This window comes from Azohydromonas caseinilytica (genome assembly GCF_012927045.1).
Classification (GTDB): Bacteria; Pseudomonadota; Gammaproteobacteria; order Burkholderiales; family Burkholderiaceae_C; genus Azohydromonas; species Azohydromonas caseinilytica.
Genome location: NZ_JABBFW010000002.1, coordinates 20,137 through 38,321, shown reverse-complemented (window position 1 = coordinate 38,321; position 18,185 = coordinate 20,137). Strand labels below are relative to the sequence as shown.

General features: G+C 71.5%; 17 protein-coding genes. 9 read left to right on the top strand and 8 right to left on the bottom strand.

Features of this window, described 5'->3' with window-relative positions; translation table 11 throughout:
• Window positions 1-2: 2 nt before the first annotated feature.
• Window positions 3-728, bottom strand: coding sequence for a response regulator (locus HHL10_RS03285; protein WP_169158928.1), 726 nt, complete (start codon window positions 726-728; stop codon window positions 3-5).
• Between the two features lie 179 nt (window positions 729-907).
• On the opposite strand from HHL10_RS03285, the gene kefC reads away from it, so the two are divergent.
• Entirely contained in the window at window positions 908-2,800 is a 1,893-nt protein-coding gene (kefC, locus tag HHL10_RS03280; protein WP_169158927.1) for a glutathione-regulated potassium-efflux system protein KefC, read from the top strand.
• 163 nt (window positions 2,801-2,963) lie between these two features.
• Here kefC and HHL10_RS03275 read toward each other — a convergent pair whose 3' ends face one another.
• The gene (locus HHL10_RS03275; protein WP_169158926.1) at window positions 2,964-3,716 is read right to left on the bottom strand and encodes a sulfite exporter TauE/SafE family protein; all 753 of its coding nucleotides are present in this window, start codon (window positions 3,714-3,716) and stop codon (window positions 2,964-2,966) included.
• A gap of 66 nt (window positions 3,717-3,782) precedes the next feature.
• On the opposite strand from HHL10_RS03275, the gene HHL10_RS03270 reads away from it, so the two are divergent.
• Together HHL10_RS03270 and HHL10_RS03265 are read left to right on the top strand one after the other, a co-directional pair.
• Window positions 3,783-4,448 carry a trimeric intracellular cation channel family protein gene (locus HHL10_RS03270; protein WP_169158925.1) on the top strand — a complete coding sequence of 222 codons (666 nt, stop codon included), beginning with the start codon at window positions 3,783-3,785 and terminating at the stop codon, window positions 4,446-4,448.
• A gap of 211 nt (window positions 4,449-4,659) precedes the next feature.
• The gene (locus HHL10_RS03265) at window positions 4,660-5,094 is read left to right on the top strand and encodes a DUF1841 family protein (protein WP_028999432.1); all 435 of its coding nucleotides are present in this window, start codon (window positions 4,660-4,662) and stop codon (window positions 5,092-5,094) included.
• Between the two features lie 240 nt (window positions 5,095-5,334).
• Here HHL10_RS03265 and dxs read toward each other — a convergent pair whose 3' ends face one another.
• Genes dxs through xseB form a run of 3 tightly spaced genes read right to left on the bottom strand, consistent with a single transcriptional unit; the run spans window position 5,335 to window position 8,399 of the window.
• On the bottom strand, window positions 5,335-7,242 hold the full coding sequence (gene dxs, locus HHL10_RS03260) for a 1-deoxy-D-xylulose-5-phosphate synthase (RefSeq protein WP_169158924.1): 1,908 nt from the start codon (window positions 7,240-7,242) through the stop codon (window positions 5,335-5,337).
• A gap of 30 nt (window positions 7,243-7,272) precedes the next feature.
• Window positions 7,273-8,154: a polyprenyl synthetase family protein gene (locus HHL10_RS03255; protein WP_169159298.1), complete on the bottom strand. Its 882-nt coding sequence runs from the start codon at window positions 8,152-8,154 to the stop codon at window positions 7,273-7,275.
• 2 nt (window positions 8,155-8,156) lie between these two features.
• Complete coding sequence (gene xseB / locus HHL10_RS03250) at window positions 8,157-8,399, bottom strand: exodeoxyribonuclease VII small subunit (protein WP_169158923.1); 243 nt, start codon at window positions 8,397-8,399, stop codon at window positions 8,157-8,159.
• Between the two features lie 283 nt (window positions 8,400-8,682).
• On the opposite strand from xseB, the gene HHL10_RS03245 reads away from it, so the two are divergent.
• Complete coding sequence (locus tag HHL10_RS03245) at window positions 8,683-9,804, top strand: aromatic ring-hydroxylating oxygenase subunit alpha (RefSeq protein ID WP_169158922.1); 1,122 nt, start codon at window positions 8,683-8,685, stop codon at window positions 9,802-9,804.
• 16 nt (window positions 9,805-9,820) lie between these two features.
• Here HHL10_RS03245 and HHL10_RS03240 read toward each other — a convergent pair whose 3' ends face one another.
• The gene (locus HHL10_RS03240) at window positions 9,821-10,783 is read right to left on the bottom strand and encodes a diacylglycerol/lipid kinase family protein (protein ID WP_169158921.1); all 963 of its coding nucleotides are present in this window, start codon (window positions 10,781-10,783) and stop codon (window positions 9,821-9,823) included.
• Between the two features lie 9 nt (window positions 10,784-10,792).
• On the opposite strand from HHL10_RS03240, the gene HHL10_RS30950 reads away from it, so the two are divergent.
• The 5 genes from HHL10_RS30950 (at window position 10,793) to HHL10_RS03215 (ending at window position 14,322) form a co-directional block, all read left to right on the top strand.
• Window positions 10,793-11,383 carry a phosphatase PAP2 family protein gene (locus HHL10_RS30950; RefSeq protein WP_169158920.1) on the top strand — a complete coding sequence of 197 codons (591 nt, stop codon included), beginning with the start codon at window positions 10,793-10,795 and terminating at the stop codon, window positions 11,381-11,383.
• Window positions 11,384-11,441: 58 nt separating this feature from the next.
• The gene (locus HHL10_RS03230) at window positions 11,442-11,933 is read left to right on the top strand and encodes a hypothetical protein (RefSeq protein WP_169158919.1); all 492 of its coding nucleotides are present in this window, start codon (window positions 11,442-11,444) and stop codon (window positions 11,931-11,933) included.
• Between the two features lie 82 nt (window positions 11,934-12,015).
• Window positions 12,016-12,888, top strand: coding sequence for a DMT family transporter (locus HHL10_RS03225; RefSeq protein ID WP_169158918.1), 873 nt, complete (start codon window positions 12,016-12,018; stop codon window positions 12,886-12,888).
• A 56-nt stretch (window positions 12,889-12,944) separates the two neighbouring features.
• Entirely contained in the window at window positions 12,945-13,808 is an 864-nt protein-coding gene (locus tag HHL10_RS03220) for a sulfurtransferase (protein ID WP_169158917.1), read from the top strand.
• Between the two features lie 79 nt (window positions 13,809-13,887).
• Window positions 13,888-14,322: a universal stress protein gene (locus HHL10_RS03215; RefSeq protein WP_169158916.1), complete on the top strand. Its 435-nt coding sequence runs from the start codon at window positions 13,888-13,890 to the stop codon at window positions 14,320-14,322.
• Window positions 14,323-14,491: 169 nt separating this feature from the next.
• Here HHL10_RS03215 and HHL10_RS03210 read toward each other — a convergent pair whose 3' ends face one another.
• Window positions 14,492-15,274 carry a ZIP family metal transporter gene (locus HHL10_RS03210; protein ID WP_169158915.1) on the bottom strand — a complete coding sequence of 261 codons (783 nt, stop codon included), beginning with the start codon at window positions 15,272-15,274 and terminating at the stop codon, window positions 14,492-14,494.
• A gap of 119 nt (window positions 15,275-15,393) precedes the next feature.
• Window positions 15,394-18,144 carry a DNA polymerase I gene (polA, locus tag HHL10_RS03205; RefSeq protein ID WP_169158914.1) on the bottom strand — a complete coding sequence of 917 codons (2,751 nt, stop codon included), beginning with the start codon at window positions 18,142-18,144 and terminating at the stop codon, window positions 15,394-15,396.
• Window positions 18,145-18,185 lie beyond the last annotated feature (41 nt).

Sequence of the window (18,185 nt, the reverse complement as noted above, 5' to 3'; positions counted from 1 at the left end):
CCTCAGTGGCGCTGTGCCGACGCCGAGCCGCCCTGCTGCTGCGCCATGCGGCTCACGGCCAGCACGGCCTGCGTGCGCGTGCTGACGTTGAGCACGCGCAGCACGGCCGCCACATGGTCCTTGACCGTTTCCACCGACAGGTTGAGTTCGCGCGCGATGAGCTTGTTGGGCAGCCCCTGCAGCAGCTTGCCCAGCACCTCGTTCTGGCGCGGCGTCAGCCCGGCGACGTTGGGCACGGGCAGCCCCGAGGCCGCGCCCTGGGCCGGCTGCATGCGCGGCTGCAGCAGCGGCGGCGGGGGCGGCTCCTGCGCCGCGGGCGGCAGGCCGCTGCCCAGGCCGGTGGGCACGGGCGGCACGAAGATGCCGCCCGACATCACCAGGCGCAGCGCCTCGAACAGCAGCTCGTTGGAGGCGCGCTTGGGCACGAAGCCCATGGCGCCGAGGTCGATGGCGCGCAGCACGTCGGGCGCGCGGTCGGTGCCCGAGACCACCACCACCGGCAGCGCGGGGTGGTCGCGGCGCATCTCGGTCAGCACCTCGAAGCCGTCGGCGTCGCCGAGCTGCAGGTCCAGCAGCAGCAGGTCGTAGTCGGCATCCTCGGCCAGCCGCTGGCGCAGCTCGCGCGCGCTGGCGGCGCAGGTCACGCTGACATCGTTGCCCAGTCCACGAATGACGCCCTGCAGCGCCGAAAGAATCAGTGGATGGTCATCCACGAGCAGCACCTTCATCACCGTCTCCCGAGCAAGGAACAACGGCCTTGAGCGTAGCGCTGCCGTGCGGACCGCGACAGCCCTCCGGGTTACCGTCCGTGCATGGGCTATCGTGGCAATTCCCATGTGCTTGCCGATGACGACGATGTCCCTGCCGCCCTGCCCGCCCTCGAACGACCGGCCCTGGAGCACGCGTGATGGAGCATGAAGTCAGTGGCTGGCTGCTGTCGGGCCTGTTGTACCTGGGCGCCGCGGTGATCGCGGTGCCGCTGGCGCGGCGCCTGGGGCTGGGCTCGATCCTGGGCTACCTGGGCGCGGGCATCGCCATCGGCCCCTTCGGGCTGGACCTGGCGGGCGACGCGCAGGCGATGCTGCACTTCTCCGAGTTCGGCGTGGTGCTGATGCTGTTCCTGGTCGGCATGGAGCTGGAGCCGCGCCGGCTGTGGGCGATGCGCCGGCCCATCTTCGGTTGGGGCAGCGTGCAGCTCATCGGCTCGGCGGCGCTGCTGGCTGGCGTGGCCATGCTGCTGGGCACGCCGGGGCGGCTGGCGCTGGTGGCGGCGCTGGGCCTGGCGCTGTCCTCCACCGCCATCGGCCTGACCGAGCTGGCCGAGCGCAACCTCAGGAGCACGGCCGCCGGCCAGGGCGTGCTGGGCGTGGCGCTGCTGCAGGACATCGCCGCCATCCCGATCCTGGCGCTGATCCCGCTGCTGGCCGGCGTGCCGCACGAAACCGTGCACGAGGACGGCTGGGCCGGCTGGCCCGCGGCGCTGCGCGCGGCGCTGGTCATCGGCGCGGTGGTGCTGGGCGGCCGGCTGCTGCTGCGCCCGGCGCTGCGCTGGAGCGCGCGCAGCCGCACGCCGGAGGTGTTCACCGCCGCGTCGCTGCTGCTGGTGGTGGCGATCTCCGCGCTGATGCAGGCCGCGGGCTTGTCGATGGCGCTGGGCGCCTTCCTCGCCGGCGTGCTGCTGGCCGACAGCGAGTACCGGCGCCAGATCGAGACCGACCTGGAGCCCTTCAAGGGCCTGCTGCTGGGCCTGTTCTTCATGGCCGTGGGCATGAGCGTGGACTTCGGCGTGGTGGCGTCGCGCCCGCTGGCGCTGCTGGGAGTGGTGGTGGGCTTCGTGGCGCTCAAGGCGCTGCTGCTCATGGCCATGACCACGGGCATGCGGCTGCCGCTGCCCGAGCGCCCGGTGTTCGTGCTGCTGCTGGCGCAGGGCGGCGAGTTCGGCTTCGTGGTGTTCCAGGCCGCGGCGCTGCGCGGGGTGATGGATGCGGGCACCGCCTCGCTGCTGGTGGCGGCGGTGGCGCTGTCGATGGCGCTCACGCCCTTGCTGCTGCGCGCCGCGGACCGCTGGCTGGCGCCGCGCCTGGCGGCGCAGCGCAGCCATGGCGAGCTGCCGGTGCTGGAGGAGCCACAGCAGGCGCCGGTGATCATCGCGGGCTTCGGCCGCTACGGCCAGGTGGTGGGCCGGCTGCTGGCGGCACAGGGCCTGGCGGCCACGGTGCTGGAGCACGACGCCGACCAGGTGGAGACGGTGCGCCGCTTCGGCTGGCCGGTGTTCTTCGGCGACGCCACGCGGCTGGACCTGCTGCGCATGGCCGGCGCCGAGCAGGCGCGCGTGATCGTGGTGGCCATCGACGACATCGCGCAGAGCCTGGCGGTGGTGGACCTGGTGAAGCAGCATTTCCCGCAGCTGCAAGTCGTGGCGCGGGCACGCAACGTCACGCACTACTACGGGCTGCGCCACCGCGGCGTCTCGCTCATCGAGCGCGAGACCTTCGACAGCGCCCTGCTCAGCGCGCGCAGCGTGCTGGAGCTCATGGGCTACGACCGCGAGTTCGCCCGCACGCAGGCGCAGCGCTTCCGCGCGCACAGCATCGAGCTGCTGGAGCAGATGGCGCCGCACTTCGGCGACGAGCAGCGGCTGCTGGCCATGGCGCGCCAGGGCCGCGAGCAGTTGGAGGCGCTGTGGGCGCGCGAGCGCGCCGAGCGGGCTGAAGCCGCCGCGGCGCGCAAGGCCGCCACCGGGGAAGCGCCGCTGCCCGCGCCCGGCGTGGCGCCCTCGGAGCCGCCGCCGGCGGGGTGAGGGGCCACCTGGGAGCGGCAGGTCCGCGCTGGCCGCGGAGGATTGTCAGCCCAGGGGCAACAACTTCATCACTCAGCGCTTCCGAGTGCGCGAGTTGTGAAGCAGAGGTGAACGATTTTCCCGCCGCGGCCCCGGCGGCCGGGTTGCAGCGGCACCGGCCGGCTCAGACCACCGCATCCCACACCAGCTTCACGCCGGTGAGCAGCATCCCCAGCGAGAACAGCCCGTAGAACACGCGCTGCGAGATGCGGCGCACCACGTGCACGCCCAGCCATACGCCCACCGGCGCCAGCGGCATCAGCACCAGCGAGGTGGCCAGGTTGCGCATGTCGATCAGCCCCAGCCAAGCGTATGGAATCCACTTGGAGGCGTTGACCGCGGCGAAGAACACCGCCGTCGTGGCCGTGAACGCCACCGGCGACAGCCGCAGCGGCAGCAGGTAGAAGGCCGCCGGCGGCCCGCCCGCGTGCGCCACGAAGCTGGTGAAGCCCGAGGTCAGGCCCAGCAGGAAGCCCAGCCAGCGTGGCGGCGGCGGCGCATCGGCGCGCGGCGGGAAGAACCAGCGGATGGCCAGGAAGGCCAGCGTGATCACGCCCACCAGCCCGGCCACGATCTTGGCCGGCAGCACGCCGAACAGCAGCGTGCCCAGCACCGTGCCCAGCAGCCCGGCGGGCAGCAGCAGGCGGATCAGGGCGCGGTCGAACTCGCGCAGGAACACCGCCAGGCCCAGCGCGTCCATCACCGCCAGCAGCGGCAGCATGATGGCCGCGGCCTGCGGCACCGGCACGGCCAGCGCCATCAGCGGCACCGCCAGCGCGCCGAAGCCGGCGCCGAAGCCGCTCTTGGCCAGCCCCATGAGCAGCACCGCCGGCGCCGCCACGGCATAGAAGGACGGGTCGGTGATCAGCGGCGGCATGCGGCGGGCAAAGCGGGGGTGGCGCCGCGGCGACAATGCGCGCCGCAACGGGGGAGCAGGCAAGACATGGAGAGACTTCCGGACTGGTGGGGCGCATTGTCCACGGCGCAACTGGTGATCGAGATCGTGGCGACGCTGGCCTTCGCGCTGTCCGGGCTGGTGGAGGCGGCGCGCAAGCGGCTCGACGTGGTGGGCGTGTGCGTGGTGGCCGGGCTCACCGCCTTCGGCGGCGGCACGCTGCGCGACGTGCTGCTGGACAGGCGCCCGTTCTTCTGGGTGCAGCACGCGGGCTGGGTCTGGGCACTGCTGGCGCTGGCGCTGGGGGCGATGCTGTTCATGCGCGCGCGCCACCTGCAGCCCACCGAGCGCGCCATGCTGTGGCCCGATGCGCTGGGGCTGGGCCTGTTCGCTGCCAGCGGCACGCAGATCGCGCTGCAGGCACAGATGCCGGCGCTGATCGCCGTGGTCATGGGCGTGATGACGGCCACCTTCGGCGGCGTGCTGCGCGATGTCGTCTGCAACCAGATCCCCTCCGCCTTCAGCGACCACCGCCCCTATGCCGTGCTGGCCTTCACCGGCGGCTGGGTCGTGGTGGGCGTGCAAGCGCTGGGCGGCGGCGACGAACTGGCGCTGGCCGCTGCGGCGCTGGTGGTGTTCGGCCTGCGGCTGCTGGCGCTGCAACTGGACTGGCGCGTGCCGGCCTGGCGCTTCGAGGACGACCCGACATCCTGAACGGCCTCGGGCCGTGCCCGGCAGGGTGGCTAGCACCAAACTGTCCACAGATCTCGAACAATATCCCCGCTCATTGGGGTCATTGACCAACCAAACTGACCAATCCGTCTCCTGTCCAAGGACCGTGACGGGCCGGTTCCGGGATTAGCCCGGGAGTCGTCGAAGCCAGCGCCCCGGGGCGGGACAAGAGCCACGGCGACAATCGCGGGCTATGTTCCAACCTTCCCAACATGACGTGCGCCGCTTCTTCTGCGAGGTCTGGCGCAAGCACCGCGAGGGCGGCGTGCTCACCCCGATGGAGGCCGTGGCCGCGCCCTGGGTGGCCGAGCACCCCGAGTACCACGGCGAGCTTTCGGACGTGGAGGCCGCGCTGGCGGCCGATTACAAGGTGGAGGACGGGCGGGTGAACCCCTTCCTGCACCTGTCGATGCACCTGTCCATCAGCGAGCAGGTGTCCATCGACCAGCCGCGCGGCATCAAGCAGGCTTTCGAGCTCCTGGCGGCCAAGCTGGGCTCGGCGCACGAGGCGCAGCACGAGGTGATGGAGTGCCTGGGCGAGATGATCTGGGCCTCGCAACGCACGGGGCTGCCGCCGGACGGGCAGGCTTACCTGGAGTGCGTGCGGCGCCGGGCGACGGCGCGCTGAGCGGCGTGGGCATCACGCCGCCCCGCCGGCAAGACGGGCTTGGCGAATGCGGCGCCGGACTTGGCCGGCGCTGCCGTTTCACACCAACTCGCCTTTGGAACTGAAGTAATCCGTTCGAGTTGAGCCCTTCGACAAGCTCAGGACAGGCTCTGTCGAAGCCCTGCGGCGATATCTGAGCGCCGGCCCTTCGACAGGCTCAGGGCGAACGGGATTTGTTTCACCGACCGAGACGAACTGGATTCACTCGTTGACCGCCGCCTGCACCGGCGCCACCAGCGCCGGCTTGGGGCCGAAGCGCTTGAGCACGGCCTGCTCGATGCCCGCCGCATCCAGCCCCACCAGGGCCAGCAGCTTGGCCGGGTCGCCGTGCTCGATGAACTCGTCGGGCAGGCCCAGCGCCAGCACCGGGGTGTCCAGCCCCGCGGCCTGCAGCGCCTCCATCACCGCCGCGCCGGCGCCGCCGGGCAGACAGCCCTCCTCGACGGTGACGATCGCGTCGTGCGTGCGCGCCAGCTCGGCCACCAGCGCGGTGTCCAGCGGCTTGATGAAGCGCATGTTGGCCACCGTGGCGTCCAGCCGCTCACCCACCTCCAGCGCCGGGTACAGCAGCGTGCCGAAGGCCAGGATCGCGATGCGCTGGCCGCGGCGGCGCACTTCGCCCTTGCCCCAGGGCCACTCCGCAAAGCCCGGCTGCACCGGCTTGCCCACGCCGGCGCCGCGCGGGTAGCGCACGGCCACCGGGTGCTGCTGGCGGAAGGCGGTGGTCAGCGCGGTGCGGCACTCGTCCTCGTCGGCCGGCGCCAGCAGGCTGACGTTGGGAATGCAGCGCAGGAAGGCGATGTCGTAGGCACCGGCATGCGTGGCGCCGTCGGCGCCCACCAGGCCGGCGCGGTCCAGCGCGAACACCACCGGCAGGTTCTGCAACGCCACGTCGTGGATGAGCTGGTCGTAGCCGCGCTGCAGGAAGGTGGAGTAGATCGCCACCACCGGCTTCAAGCCCTCGCAGGCCAGGCCGGCGCCGAAGGTCACGGCGTGCTGCTCGGCGATGCCCACGTCGAAGTAGCGCTGCGGGAAGCGCTGGTGGAACTCCACCATGCCCGAGCCCTCGCGCATGGCCGGCGTGATGCCCACCAGGCGGGGATCGGCCGCGGCCATGTCGCACAGCCACTGGCCGAAGACCTGGGTGAAGGTCGGCTTCGGCGGCGTGGCCGGCTTGACCAGGCCCAGCGCCGGATCGAACTTGCCGGGGCCGTGGTAGGCGATGGGGTCGGCCTCGGCCAGCTTGTAGCCGTAGCCCTTCTTGGTGACCACGTGCAGGAACTGCGGGCCCTTCTTGTCGCGCAGGTTCTCCAGCGTGGGGATGAGGGCGTCGAGGTCGTGGCCGTCGATGGGGCCGACGTAGTTGAAGCCGAACTCCTCGAAGATCGTGCCCGGGATCACCATGCCCTTGGCGTGCTCCTCCAGGCGGCGCGCCAGCTCCAGCAGCGGCGGCGCGTTCTTGAGCACGCTCTTGGCGCCCTCGCGCGCGGCGGCGTAGAACTTGCCGCTCATCAGCCGCGCCAGGTACTTGTTGAGCGCGCCCACCGGCGGGCTGATCGACATGTCGTTGTCGTTGAGCACCACCAGCATGTTGGCCGGGATGCCCGCGTGCGGCACGCCGGCGTTGTTCAGCGCCTCGAAGGCCATGCCCGCGGTCATGGCGCCGTCGCCGATGATGGCCACGGCGTGGCGGTTCTCGCCCTTGAGTTGCGCGGCCAGCGCCATGCCCAGCGCCGCGGAGATGGACGTGGAGCTGTGGGCGGTGCCGAAAGTGTCGTACTCGCTCTCGTCGCGGCGCGGGAAGCCGCTGATGCCGCCGAGCTGGCGCAGCGAGCCCATGCGCTCGCGTCGCCCGGTGAGGATCTTGTGCGGGTAGGTCTGGTGGCCCACGTCCCACACCAGCCGGTCGTGCGGGGTGTCGAAGACTGCGTGCAGCGCGATGGTGAGCTCCACCGTGCCGAGGTTGCTGGAGAGGTGGCCACCGGTGCGGCTCACGCTCTGCAGCACGAAGTCGCGCAGCTCGTGCGCCAGCAGCTTGAGCTCCGCGCGCGAGAGGCGGCGCAGGTCGGCCGGGGCGTTGATCGTTTCGAGCAGGGGGTGAGCGTTCATCGTGCAGTGGTGTGCGGCGCTCGGCCGTCGTCAGCAGTCGCGGTCCACGACCTTGTCGGCCAGGGCCGCCAGCCGTGCGGTGCTGGCCAGTCCGGAGCGGGCCAGCGCGGCGCGGGCCTGGTCGCGCAGCTCCAGGGCATGCCGGCGCGCGGCCTCCAGGCCCAGCACCGAGACATAGGTCGGCTTGTTGTCGTGCAGGTCCTTGCCCGCGGTCTTGCCCAGGGTGTGGGACTCCTGGGTCACGTCCAGGATGTCGTCCACCACCTGGAAGGCCAGGCCCAGCGCCGCACCATAGTCGGCCAGCGCGGCCAATGCGTCGGCAGGGGGATGGCCGCAGGCCGCGCCCATGACCACGCTGGCCTGCAGCAGCGCGCCGGTCTTGCGCCGGTGCATGTCGCGCAGCGCCGCCTCGTCGAGCTTGCACCCCACGCTGGCCAGGTCGATGGCCTGGCCGCCGGCCATGCCGGCATGCCCGGCCGCGCGCGCCAGCAGCCCGCACAGCCGCGCCTGCAGCGCCGGCTCGACCGTGCCCTGCGGGGGCGTGAGCACCTCGAAGGCCAGGGCCTGCATCGCGTCGCCGGCCAGCATGGCCTGGGCCTCGCCGTAGCGCACGTGCACCGTGGGCTTGCCGCGGCGCAGCACGTCGTTGTCCATGCAGGGCAGATCGTCGTGCACCAGCGAGTAGGCGTGGATCAGCTCCACCGCCACCGCCGCGCGCAGCGCCGCCTCGCGCTGGCCGTCCACGGCCTCGCAGGCCGCCATCACCAGCAGCGGGCGCAGCCGCTTGCCGCCGTCGAGCACGCCATAGCGCATGGCCTCGCCCAGGCCGGCCGGGGCCTCCGCGGGAACCCAACCCTGCAGCACCGACTCGACCTCGTCGAGCACGGACTGCACCCAGTCATCCAACTTCATATTCATGTGCCCGTCCAGGGCTTGAGCTGCCCCTCTTCCAGCAGCTTGACCTGCTCTTCCACCGCCTGCAGCCGCCCGCGGCACAGGGCCAGCAGCTCCGCGCCGCGCTTGTAGCTTTCCAGCAACCGGTCCAGCGGCAGCTGCCCGTCTTCCATCGCCTGCACCAGGCGCTCCAGCTCGGCCAGCGCGTCTTCGTAGCTGGCGGACGCCGGGGTTTGTTTGTCTGAGGCAGGCTGACGCGGCATTTCGTGAGGCGAAAAAAGCGAGGCGTGATTGTAGTCAGCTGACCTTTCCCGGCCCTGGCAACGCGGCTGCTGTGGCGCCCCGGCACAACGGCTCCACGCCGTTGCGGCCTAGGGTTGGTCCTGGCTTGCAGCCTTTCGCAAGGACTTTGCACACCTCAAAGGCACCCCTACCCCCCCTGGCTACAATCCGCCCCTTGCCTTCCGCCCGGAAGGCATATTTCCATCCCACCCTCAAGTCTTGTGGTGGGCGGGTTGACATTGGTTTTTGGAGATCCTGGGGATCATGTCCGACCTGAGCATCAGCCTTGAAGCTCTTGAGCGCAGCCGCTCGCAACTTTCGGTTTCCACCTATTTCGACGAGGCGTTGTTCCGCAATGAACAACGATTGATCTTCCAGCCTGGCCCGCGCTACCTCGGGCACGAGTTGGCGGTGCCGGAGGTGGGTGACTACTACGCGCTGCCCCAGGAAGGCGAAGGCCGGGCCCTGGTGCGCACGCCCCAGGGGCTGGAGCTGATCTCCAACGTCTGCCGCCATCGCCAGGCCGTGATGCTGCGCGGGCGCGGCAACACCAAGCACAGCGTGGTGTGCCCGCTGCACCGCTGGACCTACGACCTGCACGGCCAGTTGCTGGGCGCGCCGCACTTCGCGCACGACCCCTGCCTGAACCTCAACAACTACAAGGTCCGCACCTGGAACGGCCTGGTGTTCGAGGACAACGGCCGCGACATCGAGGCCGACCTCGCCGGCATGGGCCCGCGCGCGGCGCTGGACTTCAGCGGCTACGTGCTCGACAAGGTCCAGGTGCACGAGTGCAACTACAACTGGAAGACCTTCATCGAGGTCTATCTGGAGGACTACCACGTCGGGCCCTTCCACCCGGGCTTGAGCGGCTTCGTCACCTGCGACGACCTGCGCTGGGAGTTCGCCAAGGAGTACTCGGTGCAGACCGTGGGCGTCAACGGCGCGCTGGGCAAGCCCGGCTCGGACGTCTACAGGCAGTGGCACGAGGCGGTGCTGCGCTACGGCCAGGGCCAGCGGCCCCAGCAGGGCGCGATCTGGCTGACGTACTACCCGAACATCATGGTCGAGTGGTATCCGAACGTGCTGGTGGTCTCCACGCTGTTCCCGATCAGCACCCAAAAGACGCTCAACCTCGTCGAGTTCTACTACCCCGAGGAGATCGCCGCCTTCGAGCGCGAGTTCGTCGAGGCCCAGCAGGCCGCCTACATGGAGACCTGCGTCGAGGATGACGAGATCGGCGAGCGCATGGACGCGGGCCGGCTGGCGCTGCTCAAGCGCGGCGACGACGAGGTCGGCCCCTACCAGAGCCCGATGGAAGACGGCATGCAGCACTTCCACGAGTGGTACCGGCGCGTCATGGGCGCGGAGCTCACCGCCCGGTGAGGCCCGCGCCGCCGGCTCACGCCAGCGGGCCGGCCGCTTCCGGCACGGGGGCGCGCAAGCGCAGCAGCCCCTCGCGCCGGCGCAACACCAGCGGGGTGCGCAGCATGCGCAGCTCGCCGTCCAGCACCACCGGCAGGCGCCGCGCACGCACGTGCAGCGTCGCCTGCCGCAGCGGCTGGGCGAACACTTCCTGCAGCGAGGACAGCTCCTCGCGCCACGCGCCCCAGGCCAGCTTCAGCAACCGCCACGCATCGACCTCGCGCACCGACAGCAGCCCCAGGGCGCCATCGGCCACCTGCCGCGCCAGCGCGGCGTCCACGTCTTCCAGCTGCAGCGGATTGGCCGCCACGAACACTAGCGAGCTGCGCAGCCGCCGCCGCTCGTGGCCCAGGTCCAGCACCACCGCGCGCCGCGCATGCGGGCGCAGCAGCGTCCACAGCGCCGAGGCCAGCGCCACCACGCGGCGGCGGCCGAAGCGCTTCTTGTGCCCCTCGCGCGCCTGGATCAGGCTGGAGTACAGCCCGAAGCAGCAGTTGTTGAAGAACAGCGCCCCATTGACCTCTCCGGCCGCCAGCGGCCGGGCCTCGCCGTGCACCGCCACGGCCACCGCCTCCTCCAGCGCCAGCGGGATGCCGTGGCGCCGCGCCACGTGGTTGAAGGTACCCAGCGGCAGCAGCGCCAGCTCCGGCCGGGGCTCGGGCCGCCCAGCCACGGCGTTGGCCACGGTGTTGAAGCTGCCGTCCCCGCCGGCGACCACCAGCACCTCGGCGCCGCTGGCCGCGGCGGCCTGCGCCAACGCATCGAGCCGGCCGTCCACGGCCTCGAACACCTGCGGCTCCACGCCTTCCCGGGTGAAGGCCTGCACCAGCCGCAAGCGCAACTCGGCGTCGCCATGGGCGCCGGCACGCTGGTTGAGCACCAGCGCGAACCGGGGCGCGGCGTGGGAAGCGGACTCGGAACCGGGAGCCGGTTGATGCATGGACGCTGGTTGCTCCTGCTGTTGCCGCTGGCGGTGACGGCGCTGCTGCTGTGGGCGGCGCCGCGCCTGGAGCGCTGGGCGCGCTGGCAGGCGCTGGAGCGGCGGGTGGCCGTGATGGTAGGACGCCACCAGCACCCGCGCGTGGTGGCGGCGGCGCTGGACATCTCCGCCCTGGGCTCCTCGACGCTGGTGGCGCTGCTGGGCCTGGTGGCCGCGCCGGCGCTGTGGGCCGCCGGCGGCACGGATGCCGCGCTGGCCCTGGCGCTGGCCACCGTGCTGCCCGGGCCGCTGGGGCGCTGGCTCAAGCACCGCACGCAGCTGGGCCGGCCCCAGGCGTCGCGCAGCATCACCTTCGGCAGCTCCTTCCCCAGCAACCACACGCTGATGGCCAGCGCCTGGTGGCTCACGGCGGCGGCGATCACCGCGCCGCTGCTGCCCACCGACGCGCTGCGCACCGGCGCCTGGATGCTGGGCACGCTGCTGCCGCTGGCCGTGGGCGTGTCGCGCGTGACCCTGGGCGCGCACCACGTGGCCGACGTGGTGGCCGGTTGGCTACTTGGTTTCGGGCTTTCCGTGGCATTGGTCACCCCCAGCAACTGAAGGAGCGGGAACACGGCTTGCTAAGGCTGAAAATCCCCCTTTGGGAGGTACCTCACCCATGCACACGTTGTGGAACACGGTTCGCGACGACCACCAAACGATTCGCATCTACCTCGACAAGATTGAAGGCCTCAAGCGTGAGCGCCCGCAACTGCGCTGCGCGGCGCTGCGCGAGCTGCTCGCCTTCGTGGCGGCGCGCGACGCGGCGCTGGCGGAGGTGCTGCCGATGGCAGGCGCTCCGGCGCATGCCGCGCAGGCGCTGCAGGCCCGCCGGCGCGCCTGCCGCCACGCGCTGTTCCAGGGCCTGCGGCTGGAGCCCCACAGCGCCGACTGGTGGAGCTTCTTCGCCGACGGCCGCCGCCGCCTGATGGCCGGCATGCGCTGGGAAGAGATGCTGCTGCGCCGCATGAGCCCGCCGCGCGACGCGGAGGCGCTGCTCGACGCCTACGTCGACCGCCGCGAGCGCCTGCTGCCCCATGCGCGCGCCCAGCTGCAGCGCCTGCAGGCGCGTCCGGAACCCGAGGAAATGCCGCTGCCCGCCGCCGCCTGAGCGCCGCGCCGGTTCCACGCTTCGTTCTTCGCACGGCCGCCGCCCCGGCGGCCGTTTTCTTTGCGCGGCCGACAATCGCGGGATGCCCGCCCCGTTGCTGATCCTCTGCGCCTCGTTCCTCTTCGCCGCCATGGGGCTGTGCATCAAGCTGGCCTCGGCCCACTACGCCACGGCGGAGATCGTCTTCTACCGCGGCCTGGTCGGCGCGCTCACCATCGCGGCGCTGACCAGGTTGCGCGGCGGCACGCTGCGCACGCAACGGCTGGCGATGCACGGACGGCGCAGCTTCACCGGCGTGTGCGCGCTGAGCCTGTGGTTCCACGCCCTGGCCGGGCTGCCGCTGGCCACGGCCATGACGCTGAACTACATGTCCTCGGTCTGGATGGCGGTGTTCCTGCTGCTGGGCGCGGCGCTGCTGCGCGGGGGCCGGCGCGTCGATGCCCGGCTGGTGGCGGCGGTGCTGGCCGGCTTCGCCGGGGTGGTGCTGGTGCTGCGGCCGACCATGGGCCCCGAGCAGCTGGGATATGGCCTGGCCGGGCTGGTGTCCGGCATGCTCGCCGCTTCGGCCTACCTGCAGGTGCAGGCGCTGGGCCGCGCGGGCGAGCCCGAGTACCGCATCGTCTTCTACTTCTCGCTGGGCGGCATGGCCGCCGGCGTGGTGGGCATGGCCTTCAGCGGCGTCCATGCGCACAGCGCCGAAGGGCTGGCGCTGCTGCTGGCCACCGGCGTGCTGGCCACGGTGGCGCAAATGATGATGACGCGCGCCTACGCCATCGGCCGCACCCTGAGCAACGCCAGCCTGCAGTACAGCGGCATCGTGTTCTCCTGCCTGCTGGGCGCGCTGGTGCTGGGCGACCCGCTCACGCTCACCGCGCTGGCGGGCATCGCGCTCATCGTCGCCGCCGGGCTGGCCGCCACCTGGCTGCGCAGCCAGCCCGCGGGCGCCGGCCAGTGAGCCGGGCGCCTCCCGGCGCGGACAATGCCGCTCTTCCCGACGGAGACCTCCCGCCCATGCCCTACCGCACCCTGATCACCGTGGACCAGCTGCAGGCGCTGCAGCGTGCCGGACAGCCCGTGCTGCTACTGGACTGCAGCTTCGACCTGGCCGACCCGAGCGCCGGCGAGCGCGCCTACGCCGAAGGGCACCTGCCCGGCGCGCATTACCTGCACCTGGAGCGCGAGCTCAGCGCCCCGGCCGTGCGCGACGCCCAGGGCCGCTTTCCCGGCCGCCATCCGCTGCCCGGGCGCGAGGCGCTGGCCGCGCTGCTGGGCCGGCTCGGCCTGCGCCCGGGCGTGCAGGCCGTGGCCTACGACGCGCAGGGCGGCATGTTCGCCGCGCGCGCCTGGTGGCTGCTGCGCTGGCTGGGCCACGACGCGGTGGCGGTGCTCGACGGCGGCCGCCAGGCCTGGGCCGAGGCCGGCGGTGTGCTCGACCCCGCCGTGCCCGCGCGCGACGCCGCGGCCGCGCCCTACCCGGTGGGCGCCTCCACCATGCCCACGCTCGATGCCACCGCGTTGCTGTCGCAACTGGGCCGCGTGCGCATCCTGGACGCCCGCGCTCCCGAGCGCTACCGCGGCGAGACGGAGCCGCTGGACGCGGTGGCGGGCCACATTCCCGGCGCCCTGAACCGCTTCTTCAAGCTCAACCTGCAGCCCGACGGCCGCTTCAAGAGCGCCCAGGCGCTGCGCGCGGAGCTGGCGCCGCTGCTGGCCGGCGGCGACCCGGCGCGGCTGGTGCAGCAGTGCGGCTCGGGCGTGACGGCCTGCCACAACCTGCTCGCCTTCGAGCACGCCGGCCTCGGCGGCAGCCCGCTCTATCCCGGATCGTGGAGCGAGTGGTGCTCCGACCCGGCGCGGCCCGTCGCACGCTCTTGATGGGCATCAAGCCGGCGGCACCCGCCGGCGCGACACTCGGTGCATCGGCCCAGCGCCCAACACCAGGAAGGAGTCCCTCATGTACAAGCGCATCCTCGTTCCCACCGACGGTTCCGAGATCACCGCCAAGGCCGTGCGCCAGGCCATCGACCTGGCCAAGCTCACCGGCGCCGAGCTCGTCACGCTCAGTGCCAAGGAGCCCTTCCCCTACGGCGCCATCTCCGAGATGCAGCCCACGCCGCCGCAGGAGTTCTTCGACGCGCAGGACCGCATCGCCAACCAGCGCGTCAGCGGCGTGCTGGAGGCGGCGCAGGCCAGCGGCGTGAGCTGCAAGGCCCTCACCATCGAGGCCCTGCACCCGTGGGAGGCGATCTGCGAGCAGGCCCAGAGCCTGGGTTGCGACCTCATCGTCATGGCCTCGCACGGCCGCCGCGGCGTGGCCGCGCTGCTGCTGGGCAGCGAGACCCAGAAGGTGCTCACGCACGCCACCATCCCGGTGCTGGTGGTGCGCTGACGACCCGTTGCGCGCCCCCGGCCGGTCAAGCCGGTGGCGCCGGCCGATGCGACAGCCATCGCGTCGGCACCACGCCGGGACCGCGCTTGCCGCGTCCCGGCGTTTTTGTTTTCAGCTCCACACCCGTTCGCCCTGAGCCTGTCGAAGGGCTCAGCCCGAACGGCAGGCCTCAGTGGTGGTGCAGCGTGCGCGTGGCCAGCAGCACCAGACCCAAGCCCGCGGCCAGCCAGCCCAGTTGCGCCAGCGTGGCGCGCAGGCTCAGCCGGCGCTGCAGCTGCGGCAGCAAGTCCGCCACCGCCACGTAGATGAAGCTGCTGGCGGCGATGACCAGCAGGTACGGGAACAACGGCTTCCAGGGCTCCACCACCAGGTAGCCCACCACCCCGCCCACCACCGAGGCCAGGCCCGACAGCGCGTTGTAGAGCAGTGCGCGCCCGCGCGAGAAGCCGGCATTGAGCAGCACGATGTAGTCGCCGACCTCCTGCGGGATCTCGTGCAGGATCACCGCCAGCGCCGTCACCAGGCCCAGCTGCGGGTCCGACAGGAAGGCCGCGGCGATGATGATGCCGTCGCAGAAGTTGTGGATGCTGTCGCCCAGCAGCACGGTCCAGCCGCCCTTGCCCGCCTGCTCGGCGTCGAAGCCGTGATGGTGGTGGTGGTGCGGGTCGTCGCCTTCGTGGTGGTGGCCGTGGCGGTAGAGCTCGGCCTTTTCCAGCAGGAAGAAGAAGAGCAGTCCCACCAGCAGGGTCAGGAACAGCCCGTGCGAATCGGTCGCATCCTCGAAGGCCTCGGGCAGCACGTTGAGCAGCGCCGTGCCCAGCAGCACGCCGGCCGACAGGCTCACCAGGCTCTTCACCAGCCGGCCCAGCACGCTGAGCGTGAGCTGCGCGGCGATCAGGACCGACAGCAGCCCGCCCAGCAGGGTGGCGACGATGATGTACGCAAGGGTCATGGAAAAACAGCGACCGCGCCGGAGCGCGGTCTGCGAGGAAATGGACGGGCCGCGCCTTGGCAGGCGCGGCCGGCAGGGGGCGGCATCTTAGCAATGCCCCCGGCCGTGTCAGCGCGGCGTCAGTGCGCCTCGTCCCAGTTGCGTCCCACACCCACCTCGGCCAGCAGCGGCACCTTCAGCGCCGCCACGCCGGCCATGAGCTTCGGCACCTCGGTCTTGACCCAGTCCAGTTCGGCCTCGGGCACCTCGAACACCAGCTCGTCGTGTACCTGCAGCACGATGCGCGTGAGCCGGCCCTGCTCGTCCAGTGCGCGCTGCACCGCCAGCATCGCCAGCTTGATCAGGTCCGCCGCCGTGCCCTGCATCGGCGCGTTGACGGCCTGGCGCTCGGCCTCGGCGCGGCGCGGACCGCTGCCGCCGCGGATCTCGGGCAGATACAGCCGCCGCCCGAACACCGTCTCCACGTAGCCGCGCTCGGCGGCCTGGGCGCGGGTCTCGTCCATGTAGCGCTTCACGCCGGGATAGCGCGCGAAGTAGCGCTCGATGTAGGTGCGCGCCGCCTTGGTCTCGATGCCCAGCCGCCGCGCCAGCCCGAACTCGCTCATGCCGTAGATGAGCCCGAAGTTGATGGTCTTGGCGTAGCGGCGCTGCTCGCTGTTGACGTCCGCGGCGGCCACGCCGAACACCTCCGCCGCGGTGGCGCGGTGCACGTCGCTGCCCTCGGTGAAGGCGCGCAGCAGCCCTTCGTCCCCGCTGATGTGGGCCATGATGCGCAGCTCGATCTGCGAGTAGTCGGCGCTGGCGATCACGCAGCCTTCGGGCGCGATGAAGGCCTCGCGCACGCGCCGGCCTTCCGGCGTGCGGATGGGGATGTTCTGCAGGTTCGGCTCGTTGCTGGAGAGCCGCCCCGTCACCGCCACCGCCTGCGCGTAGGTGGTGTGCACGCGGCCGGTGGCCGGGTTGACCATCTGCGGCAGCTTGTCGGTGTAGGTGCTCTTGAGCTTGGCCAGGCCGCGGTGCTCCAGCAGGCGCGCTGGCAGCGGGTGGTCCAGCGCCAGCTTCTCCAGCACCTCCTCGTCGGTGGACGGCGCGCCGCTGGCGGTCTTCTTCACCACCGCCAAGCCCAGCTTGTTGAACAGGATCTCGCCGAGCTGCTTGGGGCTGCCCAGGTTGAAGGGCTGGCCGGCGAGCTCGTGCACCTCCTGCTCCAGCGCCAGCAGCCGCTGGCCCAGCTCATGGCTCTGCTTGGCCAGCACCTCGCGGTCGATCAGCACGCCCGTGCGCTCCATGCGCGCCAGCAGCGCCGAGATGGGCAGCTCGATGTCGCGGTAGACGTGCAGCAGCCCGGGCTCGGCCTCGACGCGCGGCCACAGCGCGCGGTGCACCGCCAGGCACATCTCGGCGTCCTCGCAGGCGTATTCGGAGGCGCGCTCGATGTCCACCTGCGTGAACGGGATCTTGCTGGCGCCCTTGCCGCACAGGTCCTCGTAGCTCAGGCCACGGCGATTGAGATGCCGCTCGGCCAGGCTCTCCAGCGAATGCGGCTTGTGCGCCTCCAGCACGTAGCTCTGCAGCAGCGTGTCGTGCACGTAGCCGCGCACGCTGATGCCGGCGTTCTGGAACACGTGCAGGTCGTACTTGGCGTGCTGGCCCAGCTTGGGTTTCGAACTGTCCTCCAGCCACGGGCGCAGCTTGTCCAGCACGGCATCGAGCGGCAACTGGTCGGGCGCGCCGGCGTAGTCGTGGCGCAGCGGCACGTAGCAGGCCTCGCCGGGCGCCACCGACAGCGACAGGCCCACGATGCGGGCCTGCAGCGCGTCCAGCGAATCGGTCTCGGTGTCCAGCGCGGTCAGCGGCGCGGCGTCGATCTTCCGCAGCCACTGCTCCAGCGCCTCCATGGTCAGCACCGTCTCGTAGCGCTTCTCGACGGGCGTGGAGGCTGTGTCCATGAGCGTGACCAGGTCACCCTGCGCGTCGGCGCGGCCCTCCATGGCGATCTCTTCCTCCAGGTCACGCTTCCAGGTCTTGAAGCCGAAGCGCGTGTAGAAGGCCAGCAGATCGTCGCGATGCACCGGGCGCAGCGCCAGCGCGTCCAGCGCCGGCCAGCCGGGAACATGCTTGGCCAAGTCGCAGTCGCAGTGCACGGTGACCAGGCGCCGGCCCTGCGGCAGCCAGTCCAGCGCCTTGCGCAGGTTCTCGCCCGTCACGCCTTTCATCTTGGGCGCCGCCTCGATCACGCCGTCGAGCGAGCCGTACTCGGCCAGCCACTTGGCGGCGGTCTTGGCGCCGACCTTCTCGACGCCGGGAATGTTGTCCACCGTGTCGCCCACCAGGGTCAGGTAATCGACGATGCGGTTCGGCGCCACGCCGAATTTCGCCAGCACGCCGGCCTCGTCCAGGCGCTCGTTGCTCATGGTGTTGATGAGCGTCACCTGCGGCGTGACCAGTTGCGCCAAGTCCTTGTCGCCGGTGGAGATGACCACCTCGTGCCCGGAAGCCGCGCCCACGCGCGCCAGCGTGCCGATCACGTCGTCGGCCTCCACGCCCTCGACCTGCAGCACCGGCCAGCCCAGCAGCTTCACCACCTCGTGGATGGGCTCGATCTGCTCGGCCAGCGCCTCGGGCATCGGGGCACGGTGCGCCTTGTAGTCGGGGTACCACTCGTCGCGGAAGGTGGGCCCGGAGGCGTCGAAGACGCACACCGCGTGCGCCGCCGGGACCTGCTCGCGCAGCCGCTGCATCATCGCCACCATGCCGTGCAGCGCGCCGGTGGGCACGCCGCCGGGGCCGCGCAGGTCGGGCAGCGCGTGGTAGGCGCGGTAGAGGTAGCTGGAGCCGTCCACCAGCAGGAGGGTCTTGTTCTCGCTCATTTGGCGGATTGTCAATCAGGCCGAAGTGCCATCCATGCCCC